The sequence below is a fragment of the Streptomyces justiciae genome (assembly GCF_015163075.1).
GTDB classification, from domain to species: Bacteria; Actinomycetota; Actinomycetes; order Streptomycetales; family Streptomycetaceae; genus Streptomyces; species Streptomyces justiciae.
The window spans coordinates 185,438-201,930 of the sequence record NZ_JADDXU010000001.1; the positions used below are offsets into that span (position 1 = coordinate 185,438).

Consider the following 16,493-nt stretch of genomic DNA (forward strand, 5'->3'; position numbering starts at 1 on the left):
GTTGTGCGTCATACGCCGTGATGGGCCGTCGTACGCACTTGTACGCCCTCGTACGCCTTCTGCGTCCCCAGATGAAGACTGTCGCACCGCGCGTTCCGTTGCGGTTCGCGGCACGCTTCCGGGCCGAAAAAGGCGTGGCGTACGTCACCACCTGCGGACTAGGCTCCTGCGCTTCGGTGCCTGGCGCGGGTGAGGAGGGCTGTGGATGTGGATTCGGGGCGGTTGTACCTCGCCGTAGGGGTGGGCGGATTCAGACGGTACGCGACGTATCGGGCGGCGATGGTGGCCGGGATCTTCACGAACACGGTGTTCGGGCTGATCCTCGTCTACACGTACACCGCCCTGTGGGACGAACGGCCGCAGCTGGGCGGGTACGACCTCGCGCAGGCCGTCACCTATGTGTGGGTCGGCCAGTCGCTGTTCAAGACGCTCGCCAACGGGGGCGGGGGTGTCGAGGGCGAGCTCATGGAGCGTATCCGCACCGGGGACATCGCCGTCGACCTGTACCGTCCTGCGGACCTCCAACTGTGGTGGCTGGCGGCCGACTTGGGCCGGTCGTCGTTCGAGCTGCTGGCGCGCGGGGTGCCGCCCTTCGTGCTGGGCGCGCTGCTGTTCGACCTGGCGCTGCCCACGGACGCGCTGACGTGGCTGGCGTTCCTGGTCGCGGTGATGCTGGCGATGCTGGTCAGCTTCGGCATCCGGTACCTGGTGGCGCTGAGCGCGTTCTGGCTGCTGGACGGCACCGGGGTGGCGCAGATGGTGATGTTCGTCGGCTGGTTCTGCTCGGGGATGATCCTGCCGCTCAACGTGTTCCCGGGGCTGCTCGGCGAGATCGTCCGGGCCCTGCCGTGGTCGGCGCTGCTCCAGGCACCCGCGGACGTGCTGCTGGGAGAGGGCGACCCGCTCGGCACGTACGCCTTCCAGGCGATGTGGGCGGTGCTGCTGCTGGCGGTCGGGCGGCTGGTGCAGGGGATGGCGACGCAGCGGGTGGTGGTGCAGGGTGGCTGACACGGTACGTGGTCCCGTCGGGACCGCTGACACGGTCCGCGGTCCTGTCGGGACCAACCGGGTGCTGGACGGCATCCGCACCTACCGCATGATCTCGGCCATGTGGATCCGTTCCACGATGACCTACCGCGCCTCCTTCGCCATGACCACGCTCGGCAACTTCACGGCGACCGCGTTCGACTTCGTGGCGATCCTGCTGATGTTCTCCCGCGTCGACGCCCTCGGCGGCTACGCGCTGCCCGAGATCGCCTTCCTCTACGGCCTGTCCAGCGTGGCCTTCGGCCTGGCCGACCTCGGCCTCGGCTCCATGGAGCGACTGGGCCGGCGGGTGCGCGACGGCACGCTGGACACGCTGCTGGTGCGCCCCGCGCCGGTGCTGGCGCAGATGGCCGCCGACCAGTTCGGGCTGCGCCGCCTCGGCCGGGTCACCCAGGGCACGATGGTGCTGGTCTACGCGCTGGCCACGGTCGACATCGACTGGACGCCGCTGAAGCTGCTGCTGATGCCGGTGATGATCCTCAGCGGCGCCGGGATCTTCGCCGCGGTGTTCATCGCGGGCGCGGCCTTCCAGTTCGTCGCGAAGGACGCCTCCGAGGTGCAGAACGCCTTCACGTACGGCGGTACGACGTTGCTCCAGTACCCGCCGACGGTGTTCGCGACGGAGCTGGTGCGCGGGGTGACGTTCGTGCTGCCGCTGTCCTTCGTCAACTGGCTGCCGGCCACCTATGTGTTGGGGCGGCCGATCCCGCTCGGGCTGCCCGACTGGGTGGCGTTCCTGTCGCCGCCGGTGGCGGTGGCGTGCTGTGCGCTGGCCGGGCTGGCATGGCGGGCGGGGCTCAGGTCGTATCGGAGTACGGGGAGTTGAGGGCGGATGGCTGAGGACATGAGCGAGGGCTTCATCGAACTCGACCGGGTCGAGAAGGTCTTCGAGGTGCGCAAGAAGACCGGCTTCATGAAACGGGAGCGCAGGGAGGTACGAGCCGTCGACTCGATCTCCTTCCGGGTGGCGCGCGGCGAGATGGTCGGCTACATCGGCCCGAACGGCGCCGGCAAGTCCACCACCATCAAGATGCTCACCGGCATCCTCGCCCCGAGCGGCGGCAGCCTGCGCGTGGCCGGCATCGACCCGTCCCGCGAGCGCCAGCGCCTCGCCCACCGCATCGGCGTGGTCTTCGGGCAGCGCACCACCCTGTGGTGGGACCTCCCGCTGATCGACTCCTACAAGCTGATGCACCGCATGTACCGCATCCCCGACGCCCGTTACCGCGAGAACCTCGACCGCCTCGTCGAACTCCTCGACCTGGCCGACCTGTTGGACGTGCCGGTCCGCCAACTCTCGCTCGGCCAGCGGATGCGCGGCGACATCGCGGCGGCCCTGCTGCACGACCCGGACGTCCTCTACCTCGACGAGCCGACCATCGGGCTCGACGTCATCTCCAAGGCCCGGGTCCGGGAGTTCCTGCGCGAGGTGAACGCCGAGCGCGGCACCACGGTCCTGCTCACCACCCACGACCTCCAGGACATCGAGCAGCTCTGCTCCCGGGTGATGGTCATCGACCACGGCCGGCTGATGTACGACGGCCCGCTCACCGGGCTGCACGAGGCGGGCGACAGTGAGCGCACCCTCGTGGTGGACCTGGAGCGGGAGCTGCCGCCGATCGAGGTCCCCGAGGCGCGGGTGGTGAAGGTGGAGGGGCCGCGGCAGTGGCTGGCGTTCCCGGCGGGGACGTCGGCGGCACCGCTGGTGGCGCGGATCGCGGCGGAGTATCCGCTGGTGGACCTGTCGGTGCGGGAGCCGGACATCGAGACGGTGATTGCCAAGATGTACGCCGAGAAGGCCACCACATAGTGCCGGGCGCCCGGAACTCGTAGGCTGAGGACATGACGGACGCCGTGCCTTCCGAGGGGACACCCACGCCCCCCAGGCCCTCTGCCCCGGAACTCCGTGCCGCCGACGCCGACCGTGAGCGCGTCGCCGAGATCCTGCGGGACGCCCTCGCCGAAGGGCGCCTCGACATGGCGGAGTTCGAGGAGCGGCTGGAGGCGACGTACAAGGCGCGGACGTACGGCGAACTGACGCCGATCACCCGCGACCTGCCGACCGCCCCCGGCGCCGTACCGTCGGTGAACCTGACCAAGGAGCCGTTGGCGGACGGGAGTTGGGCCTCGCGGATCACGGGCGGCGAGGGCTCGTCGACCTGGGCGGTCGCGATCCTGTCCGGGTTCCAGCGCCGGGGTCGCTGGACCGTGCCCAAGCGCTTCAACTGCTTCGCCTTCTGGGGCGGCGGCGAGATCGACCTGCGCGAGGCGAACTTCGCGGACCGCGAGGTCGAGATCAACTGCGTGGCCATCATGGGCGGCGTGAACGTGATCGTGCCGCCCGGCGTCGAGGTCGTCGTCCGCGGCATCGGCGTCATGGGCGGCTTCGACCACCGCGAGGAGGGCGTGCCGGGCGAGCCGGGCGGTCCGCGCGTGATCGTCACCGGGTTCGCGTTCTGGGGCGGCGTCGGCGTCGAGCGGAAGCTGACCCGGGAGGAGCGGCGGGCGCTGAAGGAGGAGCGGCGCCGGCAGCGGCTGGACCGCAAGGAGTCGATGCGCGAGCTGCACGAATCCTTCCGCGAGGACGTCCAGGACGCGCACCGCCGCCTGATGGACGGCCACCACGACCTGATGCGGGACCGCCGAGACCGCCACCGCGACCGCCATGACAGGCGTGACCGCCGCGACCGCCGCGACCGGTACGACGACTAGAGCTCGGCCGGAGCCGCGCCCTTCAGGTCCTCCAGGTCGAAGACCTCCGCCATCCGCGCGTACCCCTTGTCGCTCGGGTGGAGATGGTCACCGGAGTCGTAGTCCGAGCGCAGCCGGCGCGGGTTGTACGGGTCGCGCAGCGCCTCGTCGAAGTCCACGACGGCGTCGTACACCTTGCCGTCCCGGATCGCGGCGTTGATCTGCTGCCGCACGCCCTCCCGGGCGCCCGTGTACCCGCGGTGGCCCTGGAAGGGCATCAGCGTGGCGCCGACGACCTTGATCCCGCGCGCGTGGGCCTGTCGGACCAGGGTGCGCAGCCCGTCGAGGATCTTGTCGGGGTCGGCGAGCCGGGGGTTGCGCAGGATGTCGTTGATGCCGAGGTCGATGACGACGACCTTGACGTTAGTACGGGAGAGCACGTCACGGCCGAAGCGCCCGAGCCCGCTCTGGTTGTCGGCGGGGCGGCCGAGGCCGTTGGCGAGGACCTGGTTGCCGCTGATGCCCTGGTTGACGACGCTGTAGCGGGGCAGGTCGCGGCCGGCCTCGATCGCGGTGCGCAGCCGCTCCGAAAGGACGTCCGTCCAGCGGTGGTTGGCGCCCTCGGTGGAGGTGATGCCGTCGGTGAGCGAGTCGCCGAGGACGACGACGGTGCCGTCGGACTCGTTGCTCAGCACGTCCAGCGCGGTGAGGTAGCGCCAGTACGGCGTCTGTTCCGCGTACCCGGTGCCGGTGGTGTCCTCGGTGAGGTCACCGTCGGCGACGTACGAGATCTGCCGGGCGTGCGGGTGGTAGGTGACCGGCCCGGACCGGGTGGGCGAGTACGTGGTGACCAGGACGTCGCTGTCGTGCGCGACGGTGATGCCGACCGCGTCGCTCATCACCTGGCCGCCCGCCGGGACGACGACGGAGGGGTTGCCGCCGAAGGTGAGGCGCCGCATGGTGCCGACCGCCGCGGCGGCGGAGCCGTCGGCCGCCGCGAGGGCGATCGAGGCGTGGGTGATCGTCAGCGGTGACTGGCCGTAGAGATTGGACAGCGTGATCCGGGCACTCGTACCACCGACCGACGCGTGCACGACGTTGCGCACCGAGCGGCCCGCCATGCCCTCCGTCTCGGTGCCGGGCTCGGCACCGGCCGGGGAGGCGGACCAGGCGCCGACCCAGGTGCCGGTGGAGGCCGGGGCGGCGTTGCGCGGAGCGGGGGCGCCGGCGGCGCGGTGCCGGGGGCTGTCGGCGCTGCCGTCGTCGGCGGCGACACCGACGTAGATGGCGCCGGACAGGGCCACGATCAGGGCGATGATCGCCGAAAGCAGGGCATAACCACGTTTTCTGGTCATGCGGTGCGGGTCTCCTCGGGCGGATGGGAGCCCGAGGCTCCGATGTGATCACCTCATGATGCGTCATGTGGTGAGGGGTAGTTGACCGGACCCCCTTGTCCCGATGCCCCGATCAGACAGACGCCGGGAACTCCTGTTCCGTTCCGGGAGTAGGTCAGGAAGGGACAATGTGTGCAGGGGATCACGAACGGATGGAGTGGATGGAACGCACTAATCCGGATGAAACGGATGCCGCTGACGTCAAGCAGCATGCCCGCCCAGCCACCACCGGTAACCGCGCGATGAGCACCTTCAGCGCGGCCGACGAGGAGAAGCAGCGCGGCGTGCGCCGCATGAAGCTCACCGCGCTCGGGCTGCTGCTGTTCGTCGCGCTCGTGTACGTCCTCGCCACATGGGCCTCCCACGAGGGCGCCGGCGCCTGGGCGGGCTATGTCGCCGCCGCGGCGGAGGCGGGCATGGTCGGCGCGATGGCGGACTGGTTCGCGGTGACGGCCCTGTTCCGCCACCCGCTCGGCCTGCCCATCCCGCACACCGCGATCATCCCCACCAAGAAGGACCAGTTGGGCGTGTCGCTGGGCGAGTTCGTCGGCGAGAACTTCCTCTCCGAGGACGTCGTACGACAGCGTCTGCGCGCCGTCGGCATCGGCAGCCGGCTCGGCGCCTGGCTCGCCGAACCCGAGCACGCCGACCGGGTCACGGCCGAGCTGTCGGCCGCGCTGCGCGGCGCCCTGACGGTCCTTCGGGACTCCGACGTCCAAGCGGTCGTCGGCGAGGCGATCACCCGGCGGGCCGACGCACAGGAGATCGCGCCGGGCATCGGCAAGATGCTGGAGAAGATCGTCGCGGACGGCGGCCACCGCAGGGTCGTGGACCTGGTGGTGACGCGGGCGCACGACTGGCTGGTCCTCCACGACGAGCAGGTCATGGACGCCGTACAGGGCGGGGCGCCCGGCTGGACCCCGCGGTTCGTGGACAAGAAGGTCGGCGAACGGGTCTACAAGGAGCTGCTGCGCTTCGTCACGGAGATGCGGGACATGCCCTCGCATCCGGCGCGGGGAGCGCTGGACAGGTTTCTGACGGACTTCGCCTCCGACCTCCAGTCCGACACGGACACGCGCGCGCGGGTGGAGCGGCTCAAGGGCGAGGTGCTGGGCCGGGGCGAGGTCCAGGACCTCATCGCGTCCGCCTGGACCGCCGTACGCTCCATGATCGTGTCGGCCGCCGAGGACGAGCGCAGTGAGCTGCGGCTGCGCGTGCGGGCGTCGCTGCTGTCGCTCGGGGCGCGGATGTCGGTCGAGCCGCGGCTCCAGGCGAAGGTCGACGGCTGGGTCGAGGGCGCGGCGGTGTACGTCGTCACCACCTACCGGCACGAGATCACGTCCCTGATCACCGACACGGTCGCCGGCTGGGACGCCGAGCACACCACGAAGAAGATCGAGGCGAACATCGGCCGTGACCTGCAGTTCATCCGGATCAACGGCACGGTGGTGGGGTCGCTGGTGGGGTTGCTGATCTACACGGTGTCGCGGGCGCTGGGGGCGTAGGTCGCCCTCGTCGGGGAACCCGTCGTCGGGTCTCGCTCGACGAGGAGGGAGCCCATGACCACCGCAGACCAGGCCGCGACCGGCCGCACCGTGACGACGAACATCCCCGCCCGCCTGGACCGCCTCCCCTGGTCCCGCTGGCACTGGACGATCGTCATCGGACTCGGCACCGTGTGGATCCTCGACGGCCTGGAGGTGACGGTCGTCGGCAACATCGCGGGCCGCCTGTCCGAACCGGGCAGCGGCCTGCCGATCACCTCCGGCGAGGTGACGGGCCTGGCGGCGGCGCTGTACGTGGCGGGCGCGTGCACGGGAGCCCTGTTCTGGGGCCGTCTGACGGACAAATGGGGCCGGAAACGCCTCTTCATGATCACGCTGGCGGTGTATCTCGCGGCGACGGCACTGACGGCCGTGTCGTTCTCGACGTGGTGGTTCTTCGCGTTCCGCTTCCTGACCGGGTTCGGCATCGGCGGTGAGTACGCGGCGATCAACTCGGCGATCGACGAGCTGATCCCGGCGCAGTACCGGGGCCGGGTGGACCTGATGATCAACGGCAGCTTCTGGCTGGGAGCGGTGGGCGGCTCCCTGCTGTCGATAGTCGCCCTGGATACGTCCGTGCTGGCGAAGGACGTGGGCTGGCGCCTGACGTTCGCACTGGGCGCGGTCCTGGCCCTGGTGATCCTTCTCGTACGACGTCACGTCCCGGAGAGCCCACGGTGGCTGCTGATCCACGGCAGGGACGAGGAGGCAGAACGGATCGTCACGTCGATCGAGGAGCAGGTGGCGGCGGAGAAGGGGGAGCGGCTCGCCGAGCCGGAGGGCGAGATCACGATCCACCAGCGGCGCAGCGTGAGCTTCATGGAGATCGCGAGGACGGTGTTCTCGGACTACCGCAGGCGAGCGGTCCTGGGATTCTCCCTGTTCATAGGCCAGGCGTTCCTCTACAACGCGATCACCTTCGGCTTCGGCGCGATCCTGACCAAGTTCTCCGACGTCCCGACCGGCAGCACCGGCTACTACTTCGCCGTCATCGCGATCGGCAACTTCATGGGCCCGCTGCTGCTGGGCAAGCTTTTCGACACGGTCGGACGCCGGGTGATGATCTCGGGGACGTACCTCCTGTCCGGCCTGCTCCTGTTCGGCACGGCATGGCTGTTCGACCAGGGCTCGCTGAACGCCGGGACGCTGACGGCGTGTTGGTGCGCGGTGCTGTTCTTCGCGTCGGCGGGCGCGTCCAGCGCGTACCTGACGGTCTCGGAGATCTTCCCGATGGAGACCAGGGCGATGTCGATCGCGTTCTTCTACGCGCTGGGCACGGCGGCAGGCGGCATCAGCGGCCCGCTCCTCTTCGCCGACCTCACGGAAACGGGCAAGGTCGCCGACACGGTCCTCGCCTTCCAGGTGGGCGCGACACTGATGTGCCTGGCGGGGCTGGTGGCGGCGGTGCTGGCGGTGCGGGCGGAACGGAGGTCGCTGGAGGACGTGGCGCGGCCGCTTACGGCGGCGGTGGGGCGTACTTCCACGAAGGCTGCGGGCATGCGGGCGGCTTGAGGTGGCACCCGGGGCTTGATGCGCTGGCTGCGGGCGTGCGGGCGTGCGGGCGTGCGGGCGTGCGGGCGTGCGGGCGTGCGGGCGGCTTGGGGCGGCTTATGGGGCCGTGTCCTTCTGCGCAAGCTGCGGGCAGTCGTGCCGCTGGGGCGGCACGGGTGGGCGCAGGCGGCACCCCGTCAGCGCCGGGCCGCGCGACCCACCCCCGGCCCACCCCGACGCCGGACGCCTACTCAGCAGCCTCGCGGCGACCCCGCTCCCGCCGGCGCAGCAGCAGCAATCCACCCGCGACGGCGGTGACCCCGGCAGCCGCACTCCAGCCGACGAGGTCATTCGACCCGGTGGCGGCAAGGTCATCGCCCGCTGCGGCGGAAGCAGACGGGGAGGTGCCCGTCTGAGGACGAGGCTCGGAACCGGCATCCGACGCCGACACAGAGGGCTCCGCCGAAGCCTCCACGCCGCTCACCTTGTCCCGCGTGAACGCCAACGTCCCGAACCCCAACTGGTCGTACCCCCCACTGTTCGGCCCATAGTCCCCACCCCCACCCTCAGGCGAAGCCTTCGCCGCGATCCGCGTGAGATACGACGCCGACACCCCTCGCCGCTTGGTGTAGTGGTTGGCGATCATCGCCCAGATGGGCCGCATCATGGCCGGGTCCACCCCCGCGGCCTCGCTGACGGTCTCCGCCCCCGACCATCCACCCACGGCCCCCTTCCGCCGCGTGTTCGCGGTGAACGGCACCTCCCCACCCAGGCTCCACTTCGCCACGTACTGCGCCCCCTTGAGGAACCGGCTGTCGTCGTAGCCGTACAGATCGATCCCCTGGTTCCACGCCATCTCGCACAACGTGCCCATCAGCCCGACCCCCAGCAGCGCATGCCCCTGGTCCCGCCCGGCCTCCAGCCACTCGCCGAGCCCGTCGTCGTACACCACGGGGATAGCGTTCTTGACCGCCCCGAGCCCGGCCCCACTCTTGAAGTACTCGACCGCACGTCCGACTTGGGCCTTGTCGTCGCAGAAGATGCCGGTGGCGAGGACGCAGGCCATGTTGGCGAGGTCCCAGTTGGTCCAGTAGTTGGAGTCGACGGCGCCGTTGTGCCGTACGAGGAAGTCGTCGGCGAGCGTGCCGAAGACGGTGCTGAGCATCTCCTGGAACCGACCGAGCTCGAAGTCCCCGTGTCCACGGACGAGTTCGGCGGCGTTCGCGAACTGGTACCCGTACAACCCGGACGCGAGGAACCGGTCCGCGCTCCCGGCGAGCTGCGTGAGCTTCCCCGACCAGGCGTTGAGGATCGCGACGGCGGTGTCGGCGTGGGCGGCCTCGCCGCTGACGTGGTAGCGGAGGGCGTTCTGGTAGGCGGCGTGGATGTCGTTGTAGAGGATTGTGTAGTTCTGCGGGCTGCCCGCGCCGCGATAGACGGTGGCCTGCGGGTTCGGCGTCCACCCGGCCTGCGCATGCCGGTTGGCGGTCAGCTTGGCGTACCCGGCGGTGTAGGGCGCGGCCCCCGCCTTCACCTTCGCCCGCATCCGGGCCAGGTCGGCAGAGGTGTGCAGCAGACCGGGGTGGGCGTAGGCGGAGCCGGCGGCGTGGGCGGCCGGGTCGGCGCCGAGCACCGCCGTGGCGATACCGACGGCTCCGGTCGCCTTGAGCATGCTGCGGCGGCTGAACGCCGAAGTCGAGGTCACGGGTGTCACGGGTGTCACGGGTGTCATTCCTCGCGTGCCGGTGGCTGGGGACGCAGGGGAGACGCGAGGGTGGGAGCACGGATAACAGAAAGTCCCGAACGCCCGTGAGGAGCCGTACCCATGACCGTCCGCCGGATCATGCCCGACTACCAGGTCGAGTCGGAGGAGGCGATGAGGGCCAGCCGCGATTTCTACGGCCTCCTGGGCTTCCAGCAGGTCATGGACATGGGCTGGATCGTCACCCTCGCGTCCCCCGCCAATCCCACCGCCCAGATCAGCTTCTTCACCGAGGAGCGCACCGCACCCGTCGTCCCCGACCTGAGCGTGGAGGTCGAGGACGTGGACGCCGTCTACGCGCAGGTGGTGGCGTCGGGCGCGGAGGTCGTACGGGAGTTGCGGGACGAGGAGTGGGGCGTACGACGTTTCTTCGTACGGGACCCGAACGGCCAGGTGGTGAACGTGCTGACGCACCACCGGAGTTAGCCGTCCCGCGGCACCGGCTCCCACTCCGCGCGGTACTCGACATGCATCAGCGGCATCGAACGGTCCAGCAGCCCTGACCCCGGATGCAGTTCGGCACACACGTGCCCGTCCTGGTGGGGCCCCGTGTCGGCGAGGTCGAAGAAGTCCGCGGCGGCGTCCGCGAAGGGCAGGGCGCTTCCGCTGAGTACGAGGGTGTCGGCGGCGCTGCTGAGGCCGAGCCGGTCGCGGAACCCGGCGTGGTGCGCGCCGGGCACGACCTGGTCGTGGGGGAGGGGGAAATCGGCGCGCCGGAACTCGACGGTGTGCTGCCGTCCCGCCTTGCCCGCCCTCGCCCGGACCTCCTTCCAGCGGGACGCCGGGAACTGGAGGGAGTGGTGCAGCAGAAGCAGATCGCGGGCGCGGTGCGGCTCAGGGAGCGCGGCATCGACCGGCCGCTCAGCGCGCCGCCGCAGCGGCAGATGCACGAGCGAGCGCGGCGACCGCGCGGCCAGCAGCCAGGCCGCGGCCAGCTCGGCGGCGGCACCCCGGTCCACCCACAGGCTCAGCCAGTGCTCGCTGTCGTAGCAGAGCGCCCGCCGCAGCCCGCCGACGCGCAGCACCCGGTACTCCTCCGCACCGAGCCGCACGCGATGTTCGGTGACCCCGATGCGCACCCCCCTCCCCCTCTCAGCTCTGCCGGTCGGCCACCGCCCAGGAGGCGAGCGCGACGGCCCCCGCCACCCCGAACACGGCGGGCCAGGCGCCCACCTTCTTGGCGAGCGGGTGCGACCCGGCGAAGGCGGCGACGTACGCGGCCGTCAGCGCGCCCGCCGCCTTGCCTCCGGCCTGCTGCCGCCACTGCGTCGCCGCGGCGGCCCCGGCGACGGCCAGCACGGCCCCGCCGAGCTGCCGCTTCTTGGTCCAGCGGGCCACGCCGTACCCACCGACGAGCCCGCCGGCCGCGACAACCGCGCTGGGGACCTTCGCCATGCCTGCCTCCTGGTGGTTCTTCTGGTGGTGCTCTGGTGGTGCTCTGGTCGTTCTTCTGGTGGTGCTTGAGGCCTTGAGGCTAACTCCGGCACCGCGAGCCGCCCCGAACCTGAGTCGAGGCTTGTCAGCTTTCCTCCTCCGAGCTATATAAGAAGTCGTAAGGGCATCGCACCCAGTTCCCGAAGAGAGGAGTGACCCGTGATGCTCATGCGTACCGACCCCTTCCGCGAATTCGACCGACTCGCGCAGCAGGTCTTCCAGCCCGCCCGTCCGGCCGCGATGCCGATGGACGCCTACCGTGCCGGGGACGACTTCATCGTCCACTTCGACCTCCCCGGCATCGACCCCGAGACGATCGATCTGGACGTCGAACGCAACGTCCTCAACGTCCGCGCCGAGCGCCGTTCCCCCGCCCCCGAGGGCGCGGAACCCATCGTCGCCGAACGACCCACCGGCACCTTCACCCGCCAGCTCTTCCTCGGCGACACCCTCGACACGGAACGCATCGACGCCTCGTACGAGGCAGGCGTCCTGACCCTGCGCATCCCCGTGGCCGAACAGGCCAAGCCGCGCCGCATCCAGATCAGCGGGGGCGGCGGAGGACGCAAGCAGCTGAGCAACTGATCGCACACCAGGAGGAGATACTCGGTGGTGAAGAGAAGCTGGGCCGAACTGGTGGACGCGGTGCGGGAGTCGGGTCAGTACCCGACCCGCGTCGAGGCCGAACGCGTCACCCGCGTCGTCCTGTCCGCCCTCGGCGGCCACGTCACCGGCGACGAACGCGTGGCCCTCGCCCGGGCCCTGCCCGAGCAGGCCGCGCGCGTCGTCGCCGCCCAGATCCCGGCCACCCGCCCCCTGACGGCGGCGGAGTTCGTGGAATCGGTGGCGGCCCGCATCGAGGGCGCGACGACGGCGACGGCCCGCTGGGACGTCAGCTCGGTACTGAGCACACTGCCGCGCTGGGCGGGCGACGCGCTGGTGGACCGCATCCTCTCCCAACTCCCGCAGGGGTACGCGCTGTTGTTCGGGAGGGCGGAGCTGATGCCGACAGCGTGAGCGAGTGAGCGCCGCTACTGGGCTTCGCCCGCACGGCTCCTGTGCTGCCTCCGGGCGCGCATCTCCGAGACGTACCCCGCGCCGATGACACACCCGGCACCGGCGAGGGCGAAGCCCAGAAGGGCCGGGTTGAGATACCCGGGCACGTCCCCGTTGTCGTAGCTCCCGCCGTCACTGGTCTCGCACACGAACCCGAGCGGGAGATACGACACCGAGTAGTCGACGATCTCGACCCCACGCTGGTGCCGCTCCCACCAGCCGGCCGTACGACAGGACTGCGGCGGCGCGGAATCCGTACCGCCGTCCTGAGCGGTCATGACAGCGCCGACGACGATGAACAGCCCCCACGCACAGAGCACCGCGGCCACGGCACCGGCCAGGGCGCCGAGGCCACGGAGAAGGGTGGGCAGATCTGCCCGCCGTACACCACGCTCGGCGAGCCGCCCGAACCCGTACCCGGTGAGCGCGAAGGCGACGACGGCGGCGACGAGGGCGAGCAGCAGATTCAGCAGTGCCATACCGCCCCCTGGTGTGATCGACTGTCGACTCACGGATTGTCGGGCGAGTCCAGCAGGCGCCCTGGCGGTACGGCAGTGGCGGAGCCCACAGTTCCGGCAACAGGTCGGCTACAGGAGACAGGGGAGCCACGTGAGCCGACTGAGGCACATGGCCGTGCCGGACGGCACGAGCATCGCGTACCGGGACCAGTCCCCACCCCTCTCCGATCCGCCCCGCACGATCCTGCTCCTGCACGGCCTCGCCGGTCACCTGGGCGAGTGGGACGCCCTGACACCGGGCCTCCTGGCCGCCGGCTTCCGCGTGGTGTCGTACGACGCCCGCGGCCACGGCGCGAGCACCCGCCGCCCGCATACGGTGAGCAGGGCGGCGCATGTCGAGGACGCGCGGACGCTGATCGAGGAACTCGAGCTGACCCGCGTGACAGTGGTGGGCCAGTCCATGGGCGGCAACACGGCCATGCTGCTGGCGTCGGCGCACCCGGAGCTGGTGTCGTCCCTGATCCTGCTAGAGGCGGGCCCGGGCGGCCCGAACCCGGACGTACCGACACAGATCGCGGCCTGGCTGGACGGCTGGCCGACGCCCTTCAGGTCTTTCGGAGAGGCGGAGAGGTTCCTGGGCCACGAGGCATGGGCGAGGGGCCTGGAGCAACGCCCGGACGGCTGGTGTCCCCGCTTCGACCCGGACACGATGGTCGCCACGATCACGGAGGTGGCGGCGAGGGCGTACTGGGAGGAATGGTCGAGGCTGAGCTGCCCGACGCTGGTGGTGAGGGGCGGGAAGGGGATGCTGCCGGCGGGGGCGGCGGAGGAGATGCTGAGGCGCAGGCCGCAGGGAACCCGGCTGACGGTAATCCCGGACGCGGGCCACGACGTACACCTGGACTGCCCGGGGCGACTGCTGGCGGCGATGGAGGAGTTCAGGCTGGACCAGGCCTGACGCGACCGGAGTCGAAGGCCCGGCGTTCATCCACACCGGGCGGGACACGCGACGGCCGGCGCGCTGCGCCGATGAGGCACGCGCCGGCCGTTCACAGGTGCCGTGGGGCAGGTCAGAGCTGACCGGACTCGGCGATGGTGATCTTCGCCGAGGTGGTGCCGCTGCGCGAACCGAGCGCCTCGATCTTCTTGACGAGCTCCATGCTGCTCTCGTCGGCGACCTCGCCGAACACCACGTGCTTGCCGTCCAGCCAGTCCGTCACGATGGTCGTGATGAAGAACTGCGAGCCGTTGGAGTTCGGGCCGGCGTTGGCCATGGACAGCAGGCCCGGGCGGTCGTGCTTGAGGGTGAAGTTCTCGTCGGCGAACTTCTCCCCGTAGATGCTCTTGCCACCGGTGCCGTTGCCCCGGGTGAAGTCGCCGCCCTGGAGCATGAAGGCGGGGATGACACGGTGGAAGGACGACCCGGCGTAACCGAAGCCCTTCTCGCCGGTGGCGAGAGCACGGAAGTTCTCAGCCGTCTTCGGGACGACGTCGTCGAAGAGGTTGAAGTTGATACGGCCAGCGGGCTGGTCGTTGATGGTGATGTCGAAGTAGACCTTGGTTGTCATGGGTCTATCCTGCACCCTCGGCTCTGAGCTGCCACATTCGTGTCGCCGGGGCCTTGGTGGTACGGGGTGTCACCCCAGGTTACGATCCTGTTGATCAGTGCGAGCACGGGGTGGCTGCCAGGAAGTCGGCCCACGCTCGCGCCGACACCGTGAGATGCGGCTCCGCGGGTCGCTTGGAATCCCGGACCAGCACACCCGAGGGTATGAACGCGGCTTCCAGGCATTCGGTCGCGTTACCGCCGCTGTATGACGACTTGAACCAGGCAGGCTCGCTGGCGGGCCGGGAGACGACTGGCATTCACAGCTCCTTGAGAGCGCGATGGATCATGGCGGACGAGGCTTCCATGTCCAACGCTTGTGCGCGGAGGTACTCGAACGCAAGTCTGTAGCGCTCCAGTTCCTCGTCCTTCTCCAGGAACAGGGAGCCGGTGTGGAAGTCGACGTAGACCACGTCGAGGCCCGGCTCGACGCCCCCGATGATGACGAAGCTTCCCAGGGCCGCGGCGTGGGCCCCTTTGGAGAAGGGCAGCACCTGGAGCGTGATGTGCGGCGATTCGTTGGCTTCGAGGAGTCTGCCGAGCTGCTCTCTCATGGTCCCGGCTGACCCGACGACGCGGCGGATGACGGACTCGTCGAGAATCGCCCAGAGGCGCGGGGGCTTCGGCCGGGTGAGGATCTCCTGCCGCTTCATGCGGATGTCGACGAGCCGCTCGATCTCGCTCGGCTCCAGGGGGACCTCGTTGGCCCGTTGAAGTGCCGTGCTGTACGCGCGAGTTTGCAGTAGGCCGGGGACGTAGACACACGCGAAGTGGTTCTCACCGATGGCCTCGTCCTCCAGCGTGAGCATCAGGTTCATGCTCTCCGGAATGGAGTCGGCGAAGGAGCTCCACCAGCCTTGCTGTTTGGCGTCCTTGGCCAGAGCGACAACAGACGTGCGTTCGGCCTCAGTTGCTCCGTATTCACGGCACAGCGCATCGACGACGATCCACTTGACGGGCCCGGCCTGGGTCTCGTACCTGCTGACCGTCGCCTTGGATACGCCGACGAGCTTCCCGGCCTCCTCCAGGGTCAGCCCCTTGCGGGCGCGCAACTTGCGCATCATCGCGCCCAATTGGCGGCGACGCGTTGTGGTCCGTTCGGACATGCTGCTCCTTCGCCATGCGCCGGGTGCTAGACCCAGACATCCCCATCAGGCTAGGCAGCGCCGAACCAGACCCACCATCAGATTCACCCGATAGATTCTGATGAGAAGTTACACAGTGAGAGTTCTCCGTGCCATGCTCAAACGCAGATCGCTACGCAGCGCAGCCGTACAGACACGGCAGGTGCAGCGCGTGCGTGGCATGGGAGGGAGGAGTGGCCGTGCCTGGCTACGAAGTCACCGAACCTCAACTCCGTTGTGTCCTGCCATTCGAGGCCGCGCCGGGGGAAGTCCGCCTGCTCCGGAGAGCGGTCGTGAAACAGCTGAGCCGATGGGGTGTGCCCATGGCGGCCGACGAAGCGGAGCTGCTCGTCACGGAGTTGGCGACGAACGTCTTCAAGCATGTTGGCGAGGGCGCCTCGGCCACCTTGATCCTTGAGCAGAGGGGAGAGCGGCTCCGGCTTGAAGTCCACGACAAGAGCCAGACGGTGCCGTCGTTGAGGGCAACTGATTGCGATGAGGAGTGCGGCCGCGGCCTCCACCTGCTCGCCGCCTTGGCAGTGGACTGGGGCACGGTCCTGACTGCGGTCGGCAAGGCAGTCTGGTGTGAGCTCTCGATCGGCTCGGAGCAGGGCTGTCGGCGTATCGAGAGAGCCGTTGAAACGCTTAAGTGCTATCAGGGGCCCAGTCGCGGAGCTGTCCTCCAGGGGAAAGGGCGGGATGTGGCCCTTGAGGAGTCAGCGGTCGAGTTGATCGCGGACTTGCTTCACTGGACCGCGTCGCGCGGCCTTGATCCAGACGACGTTCTGGATCGCGCCCAGATGCACTACGAAGCCGAAGCGGATGTTGCGTAGAGGGTTCGCATTGGGCGGCTGGTGAGCCCCGCGGCGTCAAGACGCGGGGCGCA

General features: G+C 69.8%; 19 protein-coding genes. 11 read left to right on the forward strand and 8 right to left on the reverse strand.

The features are described 5' to 3' along the window. Positions 1-207: 207 nt before the first annotated feature. The 4 genes from IQ210_RS00845 to IQ210_RS00860 are packed head-to-tail and all read left to right on the forward strand — an operon-like array spanning position 208 to position 3,759. On the forward strand, positions 208-1,008 hold the full coding sequence (locus IQ210_RS00845) for an ABC transporter permease (RefSeq protein WP_194077010.1): 801 nt from the start codon (positions 208-210) through the stop codon (positions 1,006-1,008). Next, positions 1,001-1,873: an ABC transporter permease gene (locus tag IQ210_RS00850; protein WP_407699675.1), complete on the forward strand. Its 873-nt coding sequence runs from the start codon at positions 1,001-1,003 to the stop codon at positions 1,871-1,873. The genes IQ210_RS00845 and IQ210_RS00850 overlap by 8 nt, the downstream gene beginning before the upstream one ends. 6 nt (positions 1,874-1,879) lie before the next feature. Then, positions 1,880-2,857: an ABC transporter ATP-binding protein gene (locus IQ210_RS00855; protein ID WP_228046673.1), complete on the forward strand. Its 978-nt coding sequence runs from the start codon at positions 1,880-1,882 to the stop codon at positions 2,855-2,857. Positions 2,858-2,889: 32 nt separating this feature from the next. Continuing rightward, entirely contained in the window at positions 2,890-3,759 is an 870-nt protein-coding gene (locus tag IQ210_RS00860) for a DUF1707 SHOCT-like domain-containing protein (RefSeq protein WP_194075651.1), read from the forward strand. Here IQ210_RS00860 and IQ210_RS00865 read toward each other — a convergent pair. Continuing rightward, positions 3,756-5,093, reverse strand: coding sequence for an SGNH/GDSL hydrolase family protein (locus tag IQ210_RS00865; RefSeq protein ID WP_194075653.1), 1,338 nt, complete (start codon positions 5,091-5,093; stop codon positions 3,756-3,758). The genes IQ210_RS00860 and IQ210_RS00865 overlap by 4 nt on opposite strands. Before the next feature lie 191 nt (positions 5,094-5,284). Between IQ210_RS00865 and IQ210_RS00870 the strand changes: the two genes are divergently transcribed. After that, entirely contained in the window at positions 5,285-6,637 is a 1,353-nt protein-coding gene (locus tag IQ210_RS00870) for a DUF445 domain-containing protein (protein ID WP_407699676.1), read from the forward strand. A gap of 54 nt (positions 6,638-6,691) precedes the next feature. After that, positions 6,692-8,188 carry an MFS transporter gene (locus IQ210_RS00875; protein ID WP_194075657.1) on the forward strand — a complete coding sequence of 499 codons (1,497 nt, stop codon included), beginning with the start codon at positions 6,692-6,694 and terminating at the stop codon, positions 8,186-8,188. A 226-nt stretch (positions 8,189-8,414) separates the two neighbouring features. Here IQ210_RS00875 and IQ210_RS00880 read toward each other — a convergent pair whose 3' ends face one another. Next, a complete protein-coding gene (locus tag IQ210_RS00880) occupies positions 8,415-9,839 on the reverse strand; it encodes an alginate lyase family protein (protein ID WP_194077014.1) in 1,425 nt (474 codons plus the stop codon). 153 nt (positions 9,840-9,992) lie between these two features. Here IQ210_RS00880 and IQ210_RS00885 point away from each other — a divergent pair, with 153 nt between their 5' ends. Further along, positions 9,993-10,355: a VOC family protein gene (locus IQ210_RS00885; RefSeq protein ID WP_194075660.1), complete on the forward strand. Its 363-nt coding sequence runs from the start codon at positions 9,993-9,995 to the stop codon at positions 10,353-10,355. On the opposite strand, the gene IQ210_RS00890 is transcribed toward IQ210_RS00885, so the two are convergent. Together IQ210_RS00890 and IQ210_RS00895 are read right to left on the reverse strand one after the other, a co-directional pair. Further along, a complete protein-coding gene (locus tag IQ210_RS00890; RefSeq protein ID WP_194075662.1) occupies positions 10,352-11,008 on the reverse strand; it encodes a hypothetical protein in 657 nt (218 codons plus the stop codon). The two genes, IQ210_RS00885 and IQ210_RS00890, sit on opposite strands and share 4 nt — an antisense overlap. Positions 11,009-11,021: 13 nt before the next feature. Next, positions 11,022-11,324, reverse strand: coding sequence for a hypothetical protein (locus IQ210_RS00895; protein WP_194075664.1), 303 nt, complete (start codon positions 11,322-11,324; stop codon positions 11,022-11,024). 201 nt (positions 11,325-11,525) lie between these two features. Here IQ210_RS00895 and IQ210_RS00900 point away from each other — a divergent pair, with 201 nt between their 5' ends. After that, entirely contained in the window at positions 11,526-11,948 is a 423-nt protein-coding gene (locus IQ210_RS00900) for an Hsp20/alpha crystallin family protein (protein ID WP_194075666.1), read from the forward strand. A gap of 24 nt (positions 11,949-11,972) precedes the next feature. Further along, positions 11,973-12,380, forward strand: coding sequence for a DUF2267 domain-containing protein (locus tag IQ210_RS00905; protein ID WP_194075668.1), 408 nt, complete (start codon positions 11,973-11,975; stop codon positions 12,378-12,380). Between the two features lie 14 nt (positions 12,381-12,394). Here the strand turns inward: IQ210_RS00905 and IQ210_RS00910 are convergent, their stop codons facing one another. Then, the gene (locus tag IQ210_RS00910; protein ID WP_194075670.1) at positions 12,395-12,898 is read right to left on the reverse strand and encodes a hypothetical protein; all 504 of its coding nucleotides are present in this window, start codon (positions 12,896-12,898) and stop codon (positions 12,395-12,397) included. Between the two features lie 130 nt (positions 12,899-13,028). Here IQ210_RS00910 and IQ210_RS00915 point away from each other — a divergent pair, with 130 nt between their 5' ends. After that, positions 13,029-13,835 carry an alpha/beta fold hydrolase gene (locus IQ210_RS00915; RefSeq protein ID WP_322656288.1) on the forward strand — a complete coding sequence of 269 codons (807 nt, stop codon included), beginning with the start codon at positions 13,029-13,031 and terminating at the stop codon, positions 13,833-13,835. A 112-nt stretch (positions 13,836-13,947) separates the two neighbouring features. Here IQ210_RS00915 and IQ210_RS00920 read toward each other — a convergent pair whose 3' ends face one another. The 3 genes from IQ210_RS00920 to IQ210_RS00930 form a co-directional block, all read right to left on the reverse strand. Beyond that, the gene (locus tag IQ210_RS00920) at positions 13,948-14,445 is read right to left on the reverse strand and encodes a peptidylprolyl isomerase (RefSeq protein ID WP_194075672.1); all 498 of its coding nucleotides are present in this window, start codon (positions 14,443-14,445) and stop codon (positions 13,948-13,950) included. A gap of 94 nt (positions 14,446-14,539) precedes the next feature. Further along, on the reverse strand, positions 14,540-14,743 hold the full coding sequence (locus IQ210_RS00925) for a DUF397 domain-containing protein (RefSeq protein ID WP_194075674.1): 204 nt from the start codon (positions 14,741-14,743) through the stop codon (positions 14,540-14,542). Further along, entirely contained in the window at positions 14,744-15,589 is an 846-nt protein-coding gene (locus IQ210_RS00930) for a helix-turn-helix domain-containing protein (protein ID WP_194075677.1), read from the reverse strand. It lies immediately after the preceding gene. A 218-nt stretch (positions 15,590-15,807) separates the two neighbouring features. On the opposite strand from IQ210_RS00930, the gene IQ210_RS00935 reads away from it, so the two are divergent. Continuing rightward, entirely contained in the window at positions 15,808-16,440 is a 633-nt protein-coding gene (locus IQ210_RS00935; RefSeq protein WP_194075679.1) for an ATP-binding protein, read from the forward strand. Positions 16,441-16,493: the final 53 nt, after the last annotated feature.